We start from the raw sequence: 17,335 nt of genomic DNA, 5'->3' as shown, positions 1-17,335 counted from the left end.
TTGAGCTTAAACCTTGGCGGTGCCGGCAAGCTGGCTGGCCAGGTCCTGTTCGTCTTCCTTGGCCCGCGGGCGGGCGTGACGGACCTGCAGCTCCGGCGCGTCGGTTTTGGCCAGTTCGACGTCGAACTCCACGTGGGAGAACGGACCGTCCAGCTCGCGCTTGGCGATCTCGGCCGGGTCTTCAATCCGCTCGGCGGGGACCACCAGCTCTTCGCGGGTGGCGAAGGCGAAGTCGTCGAAGGTGTAGGGGTCGCCTGCCAGGTTGATCTGGGTGGTCAGGTGCTGGTGACCGGGGGCGGAGACGAAGTAGTGAATATGCGCCGGACGCTCGCCGTGGCGACCCAGCGACTTGAGTACCACATCGGTGGGGGCGCCTTCGGGCACGCCGTAGCCGGAGGGGATAATGCTGCGCGCGGTGTAGCGGCCTTCACTGTCGGCATAGATCGTGCGGCGCAGGTTGTAGTCGCTTTGGCTGGGATCAAAGAAGGAGTAGCCGCCCTTGGAGTTGGCGTGCCAGATCTCGACCTTGGCACCGGCAATCGGCTGGCCGTCAACGTCACGGACCTGGCCGGTCAGCCACATGGTCTCGCCGTCGTTATCCTGGCCATCGTCCAGGCGGGCAAACCCTTCCGCTTCCGGGGCGCCGGCCACGTACAGCGGGCCTTCGATGGTGCGCGGGGTACCGCCCACGCGCTTGGCTTCGGCGTCGATGGCGTCCTGACGCATATCAAGGAAGTGGTCAAAGCCAAGCCCGGGCGAGAGCAGGCCGAACTGGGTCTGGCCGCCCAGGGCGTTGAGCAGATTGACGGCGGCCCAGTACTCTTCTTCGCTGACGTCGAAATCGTCGATCAGCTTGAACAGATCGCCGACCAGGCGATGGACAATCTGCTTGGCGCGCTCGTTGCCGCCGGTCTGGTCAAAGCCGGCCACGGTTTTGACAAAGTCCTGGACCTCGGGAGTATCAAATATCTTCACGGTCATGGTGAAACCCTCAGCTTGTTATAGGGTGTTGTTTTATGAATAAGAACTGGCGTATTGGGTGAGCGTTTAGGTGTCGTCGTCACGAATTGAAGAAGGATGACGGCACAATGGCTTGACGTTGATTTCCATATAGGGAAACAGCGGCAGGTTGCTAACCAGCTCTTGCAGCTCAGCGTTATCTTCGACGTCAAAAATACTGACATTCGAGTAGCTGCCCGCCACCCGCCATAGATGACGCCATTTGCTCTGGCGCTGAAGGTCTTGTGAATAGGCCTTTTCGGTGGCTTTGATCTTGGCCGCTTGCTCTGCTGGCATATCGGTCGGCAACTTAACGGTCATCTCTACTTGAAATAGCATATGTCTCTCCTCTTTATGTCGCGGGCGAGCGCAAACTGGAGCTGGCGCGCGGTTGGTGACGCGGCTTTATTTACGTGAGTAGTGAGCCAATTTATCTTCGTCCAACGTGATGCCCAGCCCAGCGCCCTGGGGTAGCTCCACGCCAAATTCGGTGTAGTTGAGTGGTTCAACGACGATGTCATCTTTCAACAACAGCGGGCCAAACATCTCGGTACCCCAAGCCATTTCCGGCAGCGTGGCCCAAGCATGCAGTGAGGCCGCCGTACCAATGGTGCCTTCTAGCAGTGTGCCGCCGTATAGGCCAATACCAGCCGCTTGCGCCACGTGGGCCAGTTCCAGCACGCTGTAGATACCGCCGGACTTGGCAATTTTCAAAGCAAAGGCACCACTAAAACCGCCACATACAAGATCCAGACCATCTCGGGCATCCTGAACGGCTTCATCAGCCAACATCGGTACGTTGAAGCGATTGGCTAAGCGCACAAGGCCGGCATGTTCGCGGGCGGGAATGGGCTGCTCGATTAGCTCAATACCGGCATCCTGCAGCGCCTGAATCCCTTGCACTGCAGTGGATTCATCCCATGCCTGGTTAACGTCAACACGAACGCTGGCACGATCACCCAGGGCTTCTTTTATCGCCGCTACGTGACGAACGTCTTGCTTGAGCGGATTAGCGCCAATCTTCAATTTGAAATCGCAGTGTCGACGCTGTTCTAAACGCAGCAGCGCCTCATCGATATCCTTGGCGGTATCGCCGCTGGCAAGTGTCCACAGCACAGGCATGTGCTCATGATGGGCACCCCCAAGCAATTCAGTGACACTTAGCCCCAACCGCTTGCCTTGGGCATCCAGTAACGCTGTTTCCAGCGCCGACTTGGCGATCATGTTGCCGCGTGCATGACGGTTCAGTCGGGTACGTAGTTGGTGAATATTGTGAGAAGGCTGCCCAATTAGCAGCGGCGCCAGGTAGGTATCGATATTGCGCTTGATGCTCTCCGGGCTTTCCGGGCCATAGGCAAGGCCACCAATGGTGGTTCCTTCGCCCAACCCTTCAATACCGTCGGAATGGCGCATGCGCACAATGACCATGGTTTGGCAGGCCATGGTGGTCATGGAAAGCTTGTGAGGACGAATGGTCGGCAAATCGACCAGCAGTGTCTCAATATGTTGGATGACGGTTGACATGGCGGCTCCGGCGTCTGGCAATCATTGACTGGAGTTCAGTTTGATTGCGCTAGGAAGACGGAACCAATATTGTTTAGGTGCCTTGCCATACCGAGGAGGTATCACCAGTGGTGATTAACCCTGTGTACTAACACATTCGCCTCCCAAGGCTATCGCTCTTTTCCTATTGATGAGCCAAGCAATACGCTTAATTCCTATCAAGCCTATAAATATAGGCTTATTTATCAGTTATTTATTATTCCCTCTATTACATGGGCAGTGCGCTGGCCCCTATATCGGTTGGCCGCAAGCACGCTTGCGACAAAAGAATAAGGCTCAAAGGGACATCAATCTCCGCCCATACCCCTCTATGGCTAAGCTAGGTATAGCTGCGCCGCCACAACATCGTCGTGAGGGTCGTGGTTCCACAGCCAATCGAAGCGGTGTTCCAGATTTTCGATCAGCTTGGTTTCGTTATCGCCGATGCCTATCCCCGCATATTCATAGACATTCCCGGCCTCATGCGAAGTTCGCTGTACCTTGCAAGTGCGCGCGTGGCGTACTTGCTCAAAAGCGGCTAAGACATCGTTCACCGTGTGGCGATCACAGTTTTCATCCGACAGCAGGCTTGCCAGTACGTAGGCATCTTCGAGCGCCTGTCCGGCTCCAGCCCCCTGATGCGGTACCAATGCATGGGCGGCGTCGCCGACAATCAATACGCGATCGCGATGATAACGGGGCAATTCAGGCAGCTCATGCAGCGCCCAGCGGGTTGGCTCAGGAATGCATTCAAGAATCGCTTGGCAGGCTGGGCTCCACCCCTCGAAAACCTCCAGCAATTCCTCCTGGCTGACGGCTTGCACCCACTCTTCACCTTCGGACAGCTTAGGATTCGGGGTGGTCCGGTCAGTGATAAACGCGACGACGTTGATCAGTTGTGATTGTTTTACCGGGAACGTCAGAATATGGCGGTCTTTGCCCAGATACATCTGGGGTACGAGTGCCAGTCGATTCTCGCTGCCTTTAGCCTCTAAGGCGGCCTCCAGTTCATCGGTGGGTATCATGCCGCGATAGGCATAAGTACCACTCCAAAAAGGAGTAATCTCGCCATACTCCGCTGGGGGCATAACATGGTGACGCACTGCTGACTTGATACCGTCAAAGCCAATGATCACGTCGCCGGTAAAGTGGGTGCCGTCGTCGAAGTAAGCCGTTGCGCTATCGGCATCCTGTTGCACCTCGACACATCGCTTGCCGAAATGAGCGATGCCCTCCGGTAGATTGGCGACAATGGCATCCAGAAAATCGGCACGGTGTACCGAGGATTGACCAACGCCCGAGGCCAGGCTGGCGGTCAAGTAAGCATCATCACTGCCACGCCGCCATTCAAACCAAACATCTTCAAAGGGAGCGGGCGAAGAGTCGGCTATACGTTGATAGGAGTCTTCCAAGCCCAGCCGCTGAATAGCCTTTACCGCATTAGGGCCAAAGGAGACCCCAGCACCAATTTCAGAGAACTGAGGAGCAGCTTCGAAAAGCTGGATATCGAGTTGGCTATCGCGAGATAGCGCAACGGCGAAGGCCACGCCACCGATACCACCACCAACGATGCCAATCGAAAGACGCTTTTGCTGTGTATTTGCTACTGTATTGTTAGCTACCATGATTTCACTCTGCTCTGGGGCTTGTCGTTGTATGTTGAGCGTCATGCTCTCCCTCTAACGCTATTCGCGAGTGTCAACAGTAACCACACAGCTTCCTTCATTCGGACTATAAACGGCGCTAATAACAATATGAATCAATCAGTTAAAAACCTCTTCGACTGCCGCATTCAACTATTGTTGGATACGTGGCAAGGCGCTAGGTGATGGAAAAACTTGCCAACATTGACCTTAATCTGCTGGTCGTTTTTGACTTGTTGTACCAAGAGCAAAATACACAACGGGTTGCGCTGCGCTTGGGTATCACTCAACCGGCGGTGAGCCATGCACTGAAGCGGTTACGCCACTTGCTGGAGGACGAACTTTTCGAGCGCACGTCACAAGGGCTGCAACCTACGCCCCGTGCCAGCCGACTTCACCCTGGCATTGCAGATGCGCTGGTGCGAATGAACGACACACTGAACCTATGCGACGATTTCAACCCCGCAAAGAGCGATCGCACCTTTCATCTCAATATGACTGATATCGGTGAAATAGTATTTCTTCCACGCCTGCTGCAGCACCTCTCGCAACATGCACCGGACGTTTCACTCAACACCGTGCGCAGCCACCATAACGACCTGAAACACGAAATGGAGGAGGGAGAGATTGACCTGGCGGTTGGCCTGATTCCGCAGCTAGGAGCCGGTTTTTACCAGCAACGGCTATTTGTGCAGCGCTACGTTTGCCTGATGCGTGCGGATCACCCACTCGCTTCTGGGGATTTTAGCCTTGAGGATTTTCGCGCAGCGCATCACGCCGTGGTGGTTGCCCAGGGTACCGGGCATGGCATTATCGAAGAGCAATTGGCGCACGCCGGGGTTGTGCGCCCGGTTCGGTTAACCCTGCCGCATTTCGCAGCCGTTCCCTATATCGTCAGCAGCAGCGACCTTATTGTGACGGTGACTAAAAAGCTGGCCGAAGCAACCTGCCAGCGCTTTGGGCTAATCGCCCGCGAGCACCCTTTGGCCTTCCCCGAGATTCCGATCAATCTCTTCTGGCACCGCCGCTTTCATCAAGACCCTGGCAACCGCTGGTTAAGAGGGCTTATGTTTGAGATGTTCTCAGAGTAATACATCTCTCACTCAGCGACTCCCCTCAGCGCGCTTTACTTGGCACTCTTTCTTGACCAATAGAACATGCCTGATGCCTTGTTCAATATCGTGGCTGATAACTGTTCATCGCTCGGCCTGCCCGCTAAGCCATAACAGACATGCAGCGGCAGAAGGTGCTCTTCCCTAGGGTGACAGAAGCGTGCATGGGGGGCGCTGTCCCAGTTTGCCAAGCGACGGCTGCGTTCTACTTCATCAATGTGATGGCTGGAGGACGTTTCCACTAACCAGTCTTCAAAGGCGTTATTTTTTGCTTGGCTGTCTTGCGTGATAGGGCTGAAGAATTCCCGCATATTGTGGAATGAAAAACCCGAACCGATCACCAGCAGGTTCTCGCGCTCCAGCGATTTGAGCGCTCGGCCGATGGCAAGGTGCGTCTCCGCACTGAGGCTGTTAACCAACGAGAGCTGTACACAGGGAATATCAGCCTCTGGGTACATTATTTTGAGCGGGACAAACACGCCATGGTCAAATCCCCGTTGGGCATCTTGCTGGGCTGGAATACCGGCGTTTTCAAGTGCCCGACTCACCTGTTGCGCCAACTCAGGCTCACCCTGACAGGGGTACTGAATTCGATAGGCTTCGGGTGGGAAGCCCGCATAGTCGTAGTTCAGCTCTGGGGCGGCCCCTGAAGTGATCGTGGGTACAGACGCTTCCCAATGGGCGCTGATAATTAAAATAGCCGACGGTTTGCTGATGACGTTGGCTATCCCTTTCAGCGACTCGACCATCTCCTGATGATCTGGGTCGCCCAATAGCGGCAGAGGCCCTCCGCCGTGGGAGAGGAATAAAATATCTGGCGAGGTGTTCATCATCATTTTCTCGTGGTGACTTAAGAATTCTGGGTAGCAAAATGCAGCCATACCCCTATTAATTAATTTAAATTCAAATGATGGCAGGACCAACCGGCACAATGCCGCTGGGGTTCAGCGCTTTGATTGAGTAATATCCAGCTTTAATGTGCTCAATATTGACCGTCTCGGCGATACCATTAATCGCATAGATACGCTGCATAAAAGCGTGCAAGTAAGGCATGGCAATAAGCGTATACCGATTGCATTTAAAGAGCCCGTGATAGGCAGCATCAAACCTGACCAAGGTCACGAACAGCCGCACGTCGGTCTCGGTTAGTCGTTCGCCAAACAGATAAGCGCGCCCGTCTGACAAGCGCGCTTCGAGCTCATCCAGGGTCAGAAACACCTTGTCATACGCTTCTTCATACGCCTGTTGTGTCGAAGCAAACCCCGCTTGGTAGACACCATTGTTAAGGTTGTTATAGATAACCTCATTCAACGCATCAATGTCGTCGGCTAAATCTGCCGGGTATAGATTCGGCCCTTGCTGACCAAACGCTTCGAACGCGTTGTTGAGCATGCGAAGAATATCGGCTGACTCATTGCTGACGATGGTGCGTGTTTTCTTGTCCCACAAAATGGGAACGGTTGCCCGCCCTGTGTAGGTCGGGTCGGCTTGTGAATACAGTTCATGCAAATACTGGGCACCGTTAAGATCATCGTCATTGGCACCGGGAAAGCCGCCAAATTGCCAGCCGTTATCGGATAGCCGGGGATTAACGACCGTCATGCTGATCAGATTCGTAAGCCCTTTCAACTGGCGCACCATAAGCGTTCGGGAAGCCCAGGGGCAGATATAAGCAACGTAGAGATGGTAGCGGTCTTTTTCTGCCTTATAGCCACCCTTGCCTGTGATGCCAGGCGAGCCATCGGGCGTGATCCAGTGGCGAAACGACGATAATTGGCGAATAAACCGCCCCTCTTCGTCTTTGGCCTGAACCGGGTGCCAGTTTTCCTGCCATGTTCCATTAACCAACATACGACTCTACTCCGTGCCAAAACAAGCCCCGTCAATCAAGTCGGGGCGATTCAGAATGCTGAGCGTTATTAACGGGCAAAGCGCGACTGTAGCGAGCGGTCGACTGACAAGTGCCCTGCGCCTTGGATCGCTAAGGCAGTAGTGGCAGCGAAAAGCGTGAGTGCATATTCGTAGCCGTCGTTCGTCAGGAAGAGGCCGTTACTCACATGGACGCTGAAAATGGCGACCAGCATCGTGATGGCTGTCACGACCGCCGCCGGGCGCGTCAGAAGTCCGAGGGATAAAGCGATCCCGCCCAAAAATTCGGCACTTCCTGCCAGTAATGCCATGGCATAGCCGGGTTCAAGCCCGATACTGGCCATCCATTGTCCGGTGCCTTCCAAGCCGTAGCCCCCAAACCAACCAAACAGTTTCTGTGCGCCATGTGCCGCCAATATCAGCCCGACCGGTAGTCTCAAAGCCAGGGCCGCATAGCCGCCAGTAGAGTTAAATAAGGTGTGTGCGAATGAATTTTTCATGAGTTGCTCCTCAAATAGCGAATGGGTTTGTTCAACCCTCTGTGCGTGACTGCTGTACGCACTTTACTCTCGCCGTTAAAGAACAATAAGGCCGCATATATTGCATAATTAACAACATAGTGTTGATAATCAGCTTTTCACTCAGGTAGGGCACACGAATGGATCGTATTGACGCCATGCGGGCCTTCGTCAACGTGGTTAACGAAGGCACCTTCACCCAGGCTGCTGAACGGCTTGAGATGTCACCTCAACTCGTCAGTAAGTACGTGTCTCAGTTGGAAGAACGCCTCGGGGTACGCCTTTTGAACCGCACCACCCGCAAAGTCCATCTGACAGAAGCGGGTATTCGTTACGTTGAGCATGCCCAGCAGGTGCTTGACGACATCGACGATATGGACAGTCAGCTCAATGACTTGCAAGAAGGTGCTCGCGGCCGTTTGCGGATCAGTGCCCCTGTCTCCTTTGCGACACTGCACTTAGCGCCAATGCTTGCTGACTTTCAGCAGGCACATCCGGCCGTCAGCATTGACTTACAATTGAACGATAGGAAGGTGGATATCGTAGAGGAAGGATTTGATATTGCCTTACGCATTGGTCATTTGAAGAGCTCTTCCTTGATCGCGAAATATATCGCCCCCGTGCGACTGGTAATATGCGCCTCGCCTGACTATTTAGCCCGCCATGGCACACCTAAAAGCCCCAGTGAACTTAAAAACCATCGATATCTGCGTTACAGCTATATGGAGCATGATATGGGGCTGCCCGCGACGGAGTGGCTCACCACCACCGGGCGGCATCAGGAGGGAGACTTAATCTGTAACAATGGTGATGTGCTGATCAAAGCCGCTATTCAGGGGGCCGGCATTGCCATTCAGCCCACCTTTATTTCTGGCGATGCGATTGCCCAGGGCCGTCTAAACGTGATTCTCCCCGAGTGCGAACCCGCCCGTTTAGGGCTTTATGCTGTTTATGCGCACCGCAAATTACTGGCAAGTAAGGTACGCTGCTTTATCGACTTTTTAGACGGGTATTTCGGAGAACCCCCGTACTGGGACAACTTCGAGACGGGCGAATAGCCTTAGCTTCTCCGCCATTACGTCTATGTCATGTTGACAACCGCCCGCGCCGTCATACAGGACTACCTACCATGAGCAGCCCGGTTCTTTCTGACAATCCACGCGCCATTGTCTATTTTGTGGCCGTTGCTAAAGCGGGAAGCTTCACCGCAGCGGCCAACGAACTGGGTATTTCTAAGTCGGCAATGGGTAAAAGTATCGCTAAGCTGGAACAGCACTTAGCAACCAAACTACTTTACAGGACGACGCGTAAACTAAGTCTCACTACCGAAGGGGAAGCCTATTTTGCCAGCTGCCAAAACGCTCTGGACACACTGCGGGCGGCAGAAACCTCGCTGCGTTCCAAGCTAACCGAGCCGTCCGGTACGGTTCGGATTGATATGCCCGCCGCTTTCGGTCGTTCGGTGATGATGCCTATTTTGCTGGGTATGACCGAACGTTACCCACACCTGAAACTCACCCTCACCTTCAATGACCGTATCATTGATCCACTCGATGCGGGGTTTAACCTCGCCATCCGCTATGGAGCATTGAAAGACAGTGGTGACTTGGTCGCCAAGAAGCTCAATGACCAGCATCTCCTGCTCTGTGCATCGCCTAGCTACCTTGAACGCTATGGAAGCCCACAGAACTTACAGGCGCTCAGTCAACACCGTTGCCTGATGGCGTGGCGCGGTGGGTCACCGTTGAGTTGGCGAGTCAAAGACGATAATGGGCAGGAAGTGAGGTTTAATCCGCCACCTTTTCATCAAATAAGCGATGGTGACGCCATGATTGATGCCTGCATGGCAGGCGCAGGGATCGTGCAGTTTCCAGAGGCATTGCTACGGCCTTTTATCGCTCAGGGAAAGCTGGTGACGATCCTCCCGGAGCATGCTCCCTCGCCAACCGAGTTGAATATTATTTGGCCACGCTCATACCAGCTTCTACCGAGCGTTCGCTTTATTATCGACGAACTGGTCTCACTGGCAGGTCAGAATACTTTCGGCTGACTGTAGAATTTAACTCTACTCTGAATAAGTTTGTAGCGTGTTTATCAACCTTTGGAACAGGACTAAGCTGTTTTTTCGAGCAGCTAGCTCGACGAAACCTACCACCTAAACCCCAAGAGGATTCAACATGCCAGTCGTAAATATTCAGATGTTTGATGGCCGCGACGAAGCCAAACCTGCTATTGCCAAAGCCGTCACCGATGCGATTGCTCAACATGGCAACATCGACCCGCAATACGTTTATGTCATTTTTAATGATGTAGCCATGGAAAACTGGGCCATTTCCGGCGAGATTTTTGCTGAAACGCTCAAAAAATCCTGATAGTTCAAACCCCGGCTGCTGCACCACTATCAGCCTTCGCTCAAGTCTCTGCGTTAAAATCGCAGCGGCTTGCTCGTATTAGACCGAGCATTCGAAGTTAACCAAACACCTCTACTGCCATATGGATAAAATTATCCAGCACAGGAGATACCTCACCCGCACGCCATGTAATGCCAACTACAGCGGCATATCACAGGTGGTTAACTCCTCAAGCTCAATAAAACAGATACCGGGCATGGGATGGCTACGGCTGGCGGCCGGTACAATGGCGACCCCCAACCCTGCCGCCATCATTCGTGAGGTTATCGGCCCCGTATTGCACCACACGGGGCTCGAAATCGAGGCTTCTCTGGTTTAGCTTCTCCAACTGCGGTCCCAGAAACGCTGGGGGCACTGCCACTGGCGTTAAGGCTTGGCCCACGCCGCTCGGCTGCTATGGGCGGCCGTTTTGCTGGTGATTTTCCAAAGGCCGTCAACCTTTATCAGGGCAATCACATCAACCCAGGAATCTACAATGTTTTCACTGTTGTCAAAGCCCAGCAGCACGCTGGCGACATCGCCGGCCTGTGTCACGGCAATAAAACGGCTTTTGACTGGCCGATAGCTATTTGCCCAACGTTCGAAACGCTCGCTGATGAGATCCGTCGCCAATTCGCCTTCCGCGTCCAGCGCAAAAATCCACGCATCCTTATGAAACGCTTCCTGTAGCTTTTCTCTACCACCTTGAAAGCCATCAACATATAGCTGCACAACGCGCTTGATCTCGTCTATCTCAGGTGCTTCCCCGACGACAGCGGTATTCGTCATTTTTAACTTCCTTTGGATTAGTGAAAGGTTTTACGCTTGCTGTAGCCCTAGTATTTCTCGCGCCTGCTGCCAGGTGGCCACTGGGCGCTGGTACTTTTCGCACAGCGCCACGGTACGCTCGACCAACGCCGCGTTTGAAGGCGCTAGCGTATCGCGGTCCAGGCGCACGTTATCTTCAAGCCCGGTTCGGGTATGTCCACCAGCGTCAATCGACCATTCATTTAGCAGGTATTGGTTGGCGCCGATGCCCGCGCCACACCACTGGGCGTCCGGCGCCAGGCGCTTGAGCGTCTCAATATAAAAATCAAAGGTAGGCTTGTCCGCTGGCATGGAATTCTTAACACCCATCACGAACTGCACGTAGAGAGGCGTTTTAAGCTTGCCCTGTTTGGAAAGTGCGACCGCCTGATGGATATGCGACAAATCAAACGCCTCTATTTCGGGTTTGATGGCGTACTTGAGCATCTCATCGGCAAGCCATTCCACCAGCTGCGGAGGGTTCTCGTAAACACGGTTAGGGAAATTGTTGGACCCCACCGATAGGCTAGCCATATCGGGTTTGAGCGGCAACATTGCGCCGCGTGCCTCCCCCGCGCCCGAGCGCCCGCCGGTGGAGAGCTGAATAATCATACCCGGGCAGTGTTTCTTGAGCCCTTCCATCAAACGGCCAAACTTTTCAGGGTCAGAGGAAGGCGTTTGGTCATCGTTGCGCACATGGCAGTGAGCAATGCTCGCGCCCGCCTCGAAGGCCGCCTGGGTGCTTTCAATCTGTTCTTCAACCGTGATGGGAACGGCGGGGTTATTCTCTTTACGCGGCAGGCTACCGGTTATAGCGACGCAGATAATACAGGGAAGAGACATAGAAACCTCACTTTTGTTCGCATTACGCATTATAATTTGTCATGCGAACAAAGTAGGCCAGATATTCGCAAGCGTCAAATCCTTACTAGCTCACGGTGTTCATACCACCATTTTACCCAGGTTCTTACTCTGAGGCCCGAGAACGCTGCGGGTGTAATGAGTGGAGTAAGCTCTCCACCCTCATGGCACTTAAGTGCAAAAGTGCCCAAGCAGGTGCTTGGGCAATGAGAATGGGTTGATCAAGGTTAGGAGTTATTCAAGCGGCTCGTAGGGTAAACCAACGTAGTTTTCTGCAATCGTGGTCAGCCCGGCTTGGGAGCTGGTCACGTAGTCCAGCTCAGCCAGCTGCATACGGCTGTTGAAATCTTCTTCTTCCGAAAAGTTATGCAGCATAGAGGTCATCCACCAGGAGAAGCGCTCGGCTTTCCAAATGCGCTTCAAGCAAGTGGCTGAGTAGCGCTCGATCAAATCCGTGCGCCCCTCCTGGTAGACCTTCACCATTAGCCGATACAGCGTGTTGACGTCACTGGCCGCCAGATTGAGGCCTTTAGCGCCGGTAGGCGGGACGATATGCGCAGCATCACCCACCAGAAATAGCCGGCCATGCTGCATGGGCTCGACCACAAAGCTGCGCAGCGGCGCGATGCTTTTCTCGATCGACGGCCCGGTAACGAGTTTGTCGGCCACATCATCAGGCAAGCGACGCTTGAGCTCATCCCAAAAGCGCTCGTCGGACCAATCTTCCACCTTCTCGTCTAGCGGAACTTGGAGGTAATAACGGCTGCGGGTAGCAGAGCGCATGCTGCACAGGCTAAAGCCCCGTTCATGGCTGGCGTAAATCAACTCATCCGACACTGGCGGGGTGTCCGATAGCATGCCTAACCAGCCAAACGGATAGACTTTTTCAAATTCTTTAAGTCGGTCTTGGGGAATCGACTGGCGCGATACCCCGTGGTAGCCATCGCAGCCAGCAATGTAATCGCAATCGAGCCTGATCGTTTCACCGTTATGCTCGAAGGTCAGATATGGATGCTCGCTTTCCAGCGAGTGGGGTTGGACGTTGTCGGCTTCGTAGAGAGTCGTCGCTCCCACCGCTTCGCGGGCGGCCATTAAATCCCGCGTCACTTCCGTCTGGCCGTATACCATGACTTTACTGCCACCGGTCAGCTTATCCAGCGGCACCCGTACACGGCGGTTGTCGAAGACCAGCTCGAAACCATCGTGGGGCAGACCTTCTTCATCCATGCGCTGGTCGACGCCCGCTTCACGCAGCAAATCCACCATGCCCTGCTCAAGCACTCCGGCGCGAATGCGGCTAAGCACGTAATCGCCCGAGCGGCGCTCGACAATAATGTTATCTATCCCTTGACGCTGTAGCAGTTGGCCAAGCAAAAGACCTGAAGGGCCAGCGCCAATGATCGCGACCTGCGTCTTCATAAGAGGTGCCTCATCATTATCATTATCGACAAACTAATGACTTGTATTTTTCAATGAAATGGTCCGCACAATAAGGCATGATTGAAACTATTAATTGGATTTTTAGCATCTTTTACCACGACCTTGGTCGCATAAGCAGGAGTCGGAGATGGGGGGCACCACAACGAGCACCGTGCCGGTATTCAAACTATACGGTGAAACCCAGCACTGGCCAACGCCGGACCTGTTGCACTGCGAATCCATCGCCGAGCGCAGTCGTTTGCATAACTGGCAGATTCGGCCACACCGGCATGCCGACTTGGTGCATGTCTTATTTATTCATCAGGGAAAGGTGACACTTGAACTTGAAGGGGAACGTCACTCGCTTAACGGCGCCGCAGTGGTTTTGGTGCCGTCGATGGCGATCCACGGCTTTCACTTTTCACCCGATATCGATGGCCACGTCATCACCCTTGCCAAGCCACTCGCGGACCACTTAAACGCCCATATTGGCGAACACAGCGCTTTGAAAAAGCCTGGCGTTGTGCATTTTGAAAGCGCTAAGCAGGGCCAGCGCATCGCCACGCTGGTTAGTCAGATTGACCAGGAATACCGCCAGCCCGCATTAGGCCGGCAAACCCTGCTGGAAGCGCTGGTACAAGCGCTGGTCGTGGAGCTTTCCCGCTTGACGATATCCAGCGGCAACGCTCCAAAACGCTACGGTCCGCGCCAGCATGACCGAGGGCGCCACCACCTGGAAAATTTTCAAGCGCTGATCGAGCAATGTTACCGCGAGCAGCCGAGCATTGAGCAGCTCGCCGAACAGTTGGGCGTCAGCAGCGCGCATTTGAATATGCTCTGCCGCCAGCTCGCCGGGCGCAGTGCCTTACAGCTGCTTCACGAACGTCTTTTACTGGAAGCGACAAGGCAATTAACCTACACCAACATGACTATCGGCCAAGTGGCCGATAGTTTGGGTTTCTCGGAACCCGCCTACTTCACGCGGTTTTTCAAGCGCAATACCAAACTTTCCCCGCGTGACTTTCGACTTCGCCAGTCTCAAGAGTGTTAATACTGTTTAGAGCAGAAAGAAGGTCGAGAGCACCGGAAAGAGGATTAAAAGCGCCAAGCGGAGCAAGTCAGACACGACAAAAGGCGCAACCCCTTTAAAAATCTCGCCTAGCCCAACGTGGGGCGCCATCGCTTTGATCACGAAGACGTTCATACCCACCGGCGGCGTCATTAGCCCCAGTTCCACCGTCAAAACGGTAATGATACCGAACCACACCGGGTCAATGCCCATGGCTTGGATGATGGGATACACCACCGGCACGGTGATCACCAACATGGCGATAGAGTCCATGAACATGCCCAGCACAAAGTAGAGCGCGAGGATGCACAGCACGACCACGATCGGCGTTAAATCCATACTGAAGAGAAGATCGGTAATCGAAAACGATATGCGCGATACCGATATGAAATAGCCGAGAGTTTCGGCCCCCACCAGCATAAAAAATACCACGGCGGAAAGCGCCAGCGTCTCTTGTACGCTGTGCCACAAACCAGCAAGCCGCATACCTTTAACCAATGCGTAAATCAGCGTGGCAAATGCCCCTACGCTAGCCCCTTCGGTTGGGGTAAAGACGCCAAAATAGATCCCCAGTATCATGATCAGGAAGACGCCAAAAAACGGCAACAATCCTGTCATCGACGCCAGCTTGGCTTTCCACGAAGTCGGCTCCCCGGCCACTGCGAGCGATGGACGTAAACGCATTATCACGGTAATCGTCAGCGAGTACATCACCAGCCCCAGCAGGCCGGGAATTAGCCCCGCCATAAACATGTCACCCACCGACTGCTCGGTCAGTATGGCGTAAATCAGCAGCGCAATACTCGGCGGAATCATGATGCCCAGCGTACCGCCTGCCGCCAGCGCCCCGGTGGCTAAGCCCCGGTTATAGCCGTAGCGCTCCATTTCCGGTAACGCCACTCTTGTCATGGTGCTCGCCGTCGCCAGCGAAGAACCGGAAATGGCAGAGAAGATACCGCAGGAGCCCACCGCCGCAATGGCCAGGCCGCCCTTCCAGCCGCCACAAATTGTCCGTGTCGAATCAAATAGTTTACCGGCCATTCCCGAGTGGGCCGCCAGCACACCCATTAAAATAAACATGGGGACAGCGCTAAAGCTGTAATTGGAGAGCACCTCGACTGGCACCGTTTTCAATTGCGCAACGGCTGCATCCCAACTGATGATCTGAGCAAATCCCACCACGCCGACAATAAGCATCGTTAGAGCGACCGGTACGCGCAGAATCATCAGTACCAATAAAAGCCCTAGCCCCATGGCCCCGATAGCTTCACTCCCCATGGGCTACCTCCTGATCCACACCAAACAGCGCGCCTAGCAGCGCATGTAGCGCACTGCGCACACCCAACAGCAGGCTTAAAAAGGCCGCCAGATAGTAAATCGGCCCCATCGGAATGCGCAGATCTTGTGTTATCTCGCCATGGCGAGCCGCCGCGGAGGCGGAATCCAGCAAGCCCACAAAGAGCACTAAGCCAAGTGCTGCAAAACCCAGTAGATAGACGCCCTGCAGCCGTGTTTTTAGCTTCGTCGGAAGACCATGGGAGAAAGCCTCCACCACCACTTGGCTTTTCTCGACGTTCGCCGCCATCGCTGCCAACAATGAGAAAAGCATTAAGTAGCTGACCAGTTCGACGCTGCCGCTCACGCGAAACGCAATCACCCCTTCGGTTAGCCGGGATAAATAGCGCGTAGAGACATCTGCAATAGTGACAGCCAATAGGCCAACAAGCGCTACACCCGCGACCAGACGACAAAACAGGGCCAGCCAGTGGCTGGCCCTTAACAGAATTAACTGCATTACCGATTACCCCTGTTGGGTAGCACAGGATTCGCTTGCCTCGAGCGCTGCGTCATAAACCTCGCGACCGGGTAAACCACGCTCTTTGAGCTCGGTGAGGTAGCTCTCAATGCCGTCCTGAAGAGGTTTTTGCCAGTCAGGATGATCCAGCGGGTTTTCAATTTCACGAATGGTATGGCCCGCATCGGCGGCTTCTTGTTTGCCTTCCACATCCAAGCGGTCAAACACCTCACCGGCATTTTCTGCCCATTTCATTCCCGAATTATCATCAATCACCGCCTGCTGCTCGGGTGTCAGGCTGTCATAAGCACGCTGATTCATGGTGGCCACGAAAATCAGCGTGTAGAAGGGTACTTCGGTGTGATAGCTGACCAGTTCGTTGATCCGGAAACCTTTCAGGCCTTCCCAAGGGAAGCTTAGGCCGTCGATAACGCCACGCTGCATGGAGGTATAGATATCCGGCGCTGGCATACCGACCGGGTTAGCCCCCATGTTTTCCAACATCTGACCGGCAACGGCAGTCGGACGACGAATACGCAACCCCTCTAAATCCGAGGGCGATTGCACATCAGTATCGATGGTATGGATACCGCCCGGCCCGGTGGTAAACATAAACAGCGGGCGGGTATCTTCGTACTCGCTATCCAAATGACCGTCGTCGTATAGCGTCTGCAGCACGCAGGCTCCCTGCGTCGCGGTCGTGGCAACGCCAGGCAGCTCGACAATTTGTGACAGCGGGAAGCGACCAGCGGTATAGCCCTGCGCCGTTGCACCAATGTCCGTAATGCCATTTGCCACTGCTTCGTAGATGGAGTCGGGCTTGGCGAGGGTGCCGGAAGGGAACATTTCAACGGTTAAATCGCCGCCGGACTCCTCTTCGATGGTCTCTGCCCACACTTCAAAAATATCCTCGTTGATACCTGAGGCGCCTGGCCAGAAATGCGCCATACGCAGGGTCGTTTCTGCTTGCGCCGAGGCGATGGTGAAACCAGCCATCGAAACAGCAAGCGCACAGCGGGAAAGCATTGTTTTCATCGGAAGCTCCTGGACTTTTATTAGATTTTTATATGTTCGCATTACGAATATTAGTTCGTTTCTAACCACTACGTTAGTTCACTACAGGCAGCAGGGCTAATCGACATTGGTCTATAATCACGACCATGCCTATGCTACTCACAGCCTTTTTCAGCAACACGCCCAGTGTTAGCTAGGCAAGGCGTCTGAATAAGTCACAATGCCAAGGGAAAGTTGGACTTTTCCCGTATGGAACCACGACGATGGTCTAAGCATAAAAAAAGCGCTGCTCAGTCC

General features: G+C 54.2%; 19 protein-coding genes. 6 read left to right on the top strand and 13 right to left on the bottom strand.

Annotated elements, in window-relative coordinates; all coding sequences use genetic code 11:
* Positions 1–6: 6 nt before the first annotated feature.
* The 4 genes from catA to salA form a co-directional block, all read right to left on the bottom strand.
* The gene (gene catA, locus BLR97_RS00840) at positions 7–981 is read right to left on the bottom strand and encodes a catechol 1,2-dioxygenase (RefSeq protein WP_089701523.1); all 975 of its coding nucleotides are present in this window, start codon (positions 979–981) and stop codon (positions 7–9) included.
* Positions 982–1,047: 66 nt separating this feature from the next.
* Positions 1,048–1,338 (bottom strand): muconolactone Delta-isomerase, encoded by a 291-nt coding sequence (catC, locus tag BLR97_RS00835; protein WP_089701520.1) that lies wholly within the window; start codon positions 1,336–1,338, stop codon positions 1,048–1,050.
* 66 nt (positions 1,339–1,404) lie between these two features.
* A complete protein-coding gene (locus BLR97_RS00830; protein ID WP_089701519.1) occupies positions 1,405–2,523 on the bottom strand; it encodes a muconate/chloromuconate family cycloisomerase in 1,119 nt (372 codons plus the stop codon).
* A 353-nt stretch (positions 2,524–2,876) separates the two neighbouring features.
* A complete protein-coding gene (salA, locus tag BLR97_RS00825) occupies positions 2,877–4,211 on the bottom strand; it encodes a salicylate 1-monooxygenase (RefSeq protein ID WP_244511092.1) in 1,335 nt (444 codons plus the stop codon).
* 158 nt (positions 4,212–4,369) lie between these two features.
* Between salA and BLR97_RS00820 the strand changes: the two genes are divergently transcribed.
* Entirely contained in the window at positions 4,370–5,275 is a 906-nt protein-coding gene (locus BLR97_RS00820; RefSeq protein ID WP_089701517.1) for a LysR family transcriptional regulator, read from the top strand.
* Positions 5,276–5,310: 35 nt separating this feature from the next.
* Here the strand turns inward: BLR97_RS00820 and BLR97_RS00815 are convergent, their stop codons facing one another.
* The 3 genes from BLR97_RS00815 to BLR97_RS00805 form a co-directional block, all read right to left on the bottom strand.
* Positions 5,311–6,126, bottom strand: a complete 816-nt coding sequence (locus BLR97_RS00815) for a DODA-type extradiol aromatic ring-opening family dioxygenase (protein WP_089701933.1) — start codon at positions 6,124–6,126, stop codon at positions 5,311–5,313.
* A 73-nt stretch (positions 6,127–6,199) separates the two neighbouring features.
* Complete coding sequence (locus tag BLR97_RS00810) at positions 6,200–7,147, bottom strand: glutathione S-transferase family protein (protein WP_089701515.1); 948 nt, start codon at positions 7,145–7,147, stop codon at positions 6,200–6,202.
* A 68-nt stretch (positions 7,148–7,215) separates the two neighbouring features.
* Positions 7,216–7,665, bottom strand: a complete 450-nt coding sequence (locus tag BLR97_RS00805) for a DoxX family protein (protein WP_089701513.1) — start codon at positions 7,663–7,665, stop codon at positions 7,216–7,218.
* 158 nt (positions 7,666–7,823) lie between these two features.
* On the opposite strand from BLR97_RS00805, the gene BLR97_RS00800 reads away from it, so the two are divergent.
* From BLR97_RS00800 to BLR97_RS20075, 4 genes are all read left to right on the top strand, one after another.
* The gene (locus tag BLR97_RS00800) at positions 7,824–8,741 is read left to right on the top strand and encodes a LysR family transcriptional regulator (protein WP_089701511.1); all 918 of its coding nucleotides are present in this window, start codon (positions 7,824–7,826) and stop codon (positions 8,739–8,741) included.
* Between the two features lie 71 nt (positions 8,742–8,812).
* Positions 8,813–9,733, top strand: a complete 921-nt coding sequence (locus tag BLR97_RS00795; RefSeq protein WP_089701509.1) for a LysR family transcriptional regulator — start codon at positions 8,813–8,815, stop codon at positions 9,731–9,733.
* A gap of 127 nt (positions 9,734–9,860) precedes the next feature.
* Positions 9,861–10,055, top strand: a complete 195-nt coding sequence (locus BLR97_RS00790) for a tautomerase family protein (RefSeq protein ID WP_089701507.1) — start codon at positions 9,861–9,863, stop codon at positions 10,053–10,055.
* A gap of 235 nt (positions 10,056–10,290) precedes the next feature.
* Positions 10,291–10,413: a hypothetical protein gene (locus BLR97_RS20075; protein ID WP_280140165.1), complete on the top strand. Its 123-nt coding sequence runs from the start codon at positions 10,291–10,293 to the stop codon at positions 10,411–10,413.
* 47 nt (positions 10,414–10,460) lie between these two features.
* Here the strand turns inward: BLR97_RS20075 and BLR97_RS00785 are convergent, their stop codons facing one another.
* From BLR97_RS00785 to pobA, 3 genes are all read right to left on the bottom strand, one after another.
* Complete coding sequence (locus BLR97_RS00785; RefSeq protein ID WP_089701505.1) at positions 10,461–10,862, bottom strand: nuclear transport factor 2 family protein; 402 nt, start codon at positions 10,860–10,862, stop codon at positions 10,461–10,463.
* A 30-nt stretch (positions 10,863–10,892) separates the two neighbouring features.
* The gene (locus BLR97_RS00780; RefSeq protein ID WP_089701503.1) at positions 10,893–11,723 is read right to left on the bottom strand and encodes a 3-oxoadipate:acetyl-CoA acetyltransferase; all 831 of its coding nucleotides are present in this window, start codon (positions 11,721–11,723) and stop codon (positions 10,893–10,895) included.
* Positions 11,724–11,975: 252 nt separating this feature from the next.
* A complete protein-coding gene (pobA, locus tag BLR97_RS00775; protein WP_089701500.1) occupies positions 11,976–13,160 on the bottom strand; it encodes a 4-hydroxybenzoate 3-monooxygenase in 1,185 nt (394 codons plus the stop codon).
* Positions 13,161–13,308: 148 nt separating this feature from the next.
* Between pobA and BLR97_RS00770 the strand changes: the two genes are divergently transcribed.
* Positions 13,309–14,211, top strand: coding sequence for a helix-turn-helix domain-containing protein (locus BLR97_RS00770; protein WP_089701498.1), 903 nt, complete (start codon positions 13,309–13,311; stop codon positions 14,209–14,211).
* 6 nt (positions 14,212–14,217) lie between these two features.
* Here the strand turns inward: BLR97_RS00770 and BLR97_RS00765 are convergent, their stop codons facing one another.
* The 3 genes from BLR97_RS00765 to BLR97_RS00755 are packed head-to-tail and all read right to left on the bottom strand — an operon-like array spanning position 14,218 to position 17,059.
* Entirely contained in the window at positions 14,218–15,507 is a 1,290-nt protein-coding gene (locus BLR97_RS00765) for a TRAP transporter large permease (RefSeq protein WP_089701496.1), read from the bottom strand.
* Positions 15,497–16,024, bottom strand: a complete 528-nt coding sequence (locus tag BLR97_RS00760; protein WP_089701494.1) for a TRAP transporter small permease — start codon at positions 16,022–16,024, stop codon at positions 15,497–15,499. Before BLR97_RS00760 ends, BLR97_RS00765 begins: the two co-directional genes overlap by 11 nt.
* Before the next feature lie 6 nt (positions 16,025–16,030).
* Positions 16,031–17,059, bottom strand: a complete 1,029-nt coding sequence (locus BLR97_RS00755; protein WP_089701492.1) for a TRAP transporter substrate-binding protein — start codon at positions 17,057–17,059, stop codon at positions 16,031–16,033.
* Between the last annotated feature and the right edge of the window lie 276 nt (positions 17,060–17,335).

The sequence above is a fragment of the Vreelandella arcis genome, from assembly GCF_900103865.1.
Classification (GTDB): domain Bacteria; phylum Pseudomonadota; class Gammaproteobacteria; order Pseudomonadales; family Halomonadaceae; genus Vreelandella; species Vreelandella arcis.
Note: the sequence above shows the minus strand (reverse complement) of the source record. Positions and strands in the feature narration are given on the sequence as shown.

Excerpts from the sequence above, each read along its gene's own strand:
- catA (WP_089701523.1), bottom strand. The coding sequence starts at position 981 with ATGACCGTGAAGATATTTGATACTCCCGAGGTCCAGGACTTTGTCAAA.
- catC (WP_089701520.1), bottom strand. The coding sequence starts at position 1,338 with ATGCTATTTCAAGTAGAGATGACCGTTAAGTTGCCGACCGATATGCCA.
- BLR97_RS00830 (WP_089701519.1), bottom strand. The coding sequence starts at position 2,523 with ATGTCAACCGTCATCCAACATATTGAGACACTGCTGGTCGATTTGCCG.
- salA (WP_244511092.1), bottom strand. The coding sequence starts at position 4,211 with ATGACGCTCAACATACAACGACAAGCCCCAGAGCAGAGTGAAATCATG.
- BLR97_RS00820 (WP_089701517.1), top strand. The coding sequence starts at position 4,370 with ATGGAAAAACTTGCCAACATTGACCTTAATCTGCTGGTCGTTTTTGAC.
- BLR97_RS00815 (WP_089701933.1), bottom strand. The coding sequence starts at position 6,126 with ATGAACACCTCGCCAGATATTTTATTCCTCTCCCACGGCGGAGGGCCT.
- BLR97_RS00810 (WP_089701515.1), bottom strand. The coding sequence starts at position 7,147 with ATGTTGGTTAATGGAACATGGCAGGAAAACTGGCACCCGGTTCAGGCC.
- BLR97_RS00805 (WP_089701513.1), bottom strand. The coding sequence starts at position 7,665 with ATGAAAAATTCATTCGCACACACCTTATTTAACTCTACTGGCGGCTAT.
- BLR97_RS00800 (WP_089701511.1), top strand. The coding sequence starts at position 7,824 with ATGGATCGTATTGACGCCATGCGGGCCTTCGTCAACGTGGTTAACGAA.
- BLR97_RS00795 (WP_089701509.1), top strand. The coding sequence starts at position 8,813 with ATGAGCAGCCCGGTTCTTTCTGACAATCCACGCGCCATTGTCTATTTT.
- BLR97_RS00790 (WP_089701507.1), top strand. The coding sequence starts at position 9,861 with ATGCCAGTCGTAAATATTCAGATGTTTGATGGCCGCGACGAAGCCAAA.
- BLR97_RS20075 (WP_280140165.1), top strand. The coding sequence starts at position 10,291 with ATGGGATGGCTACGGCTGGCGGCCGGTACAATGGCGACCCCCAACCCT.
- BLR97_RS00785 (WP_089701505.1), bottom strand. The coding sequence starts at position 10,862 with ATGACGAATACCGCTGTCGTCGGGGAAGCACCTGAGATAGACGAGATC.
- BLR97_RS00780 (WP_089701503.1), bottom strand. The coding sequence starts at position 11,723 with ATGTCTCTTCCCTGTATTATCTGCGTCGCTATAACCGGTAGCCTGCCG.
- pobA (WP_089701500.1), bottom strand. The coding sequence starts at position 13,160 with ATGAAGACGCAGGTCGCGATCATTGGCGCTGGCCCTTCAGGTCTTTTG.
- BLR97_RS00770 (WP_089701498.1), top strand. The coding sequence starts at position 13,309 with ATGGGGGGCACCACAACGAGCACCGTGCCGGTATTCAAACTATACGGT.
- BLR97_RS00765 (WP_089701496.1), bottom strand. The coding sequence starts at position 15,507 with ATGGGGAGTGAAGCTATCGGGGCCATGGGGCTAGGGCTTTTATTGGTA.
- BLR97_RS00760 (WP_089701494.1), bottom strand. The coding sequence starts at position 16,024 with ATGCAGTTAATTCTGTTAAGGGCCAGCCACTGGCTGGCCCTGTTTTGT.
- BLR97_RS00755 (WP_089701492.1), bottom strand. The coding sequence starts at position 17,059 with ATGAAAACAATGCTTTCCCGCTGTGCGCTTGCTGTTTCGATGGCTGGT.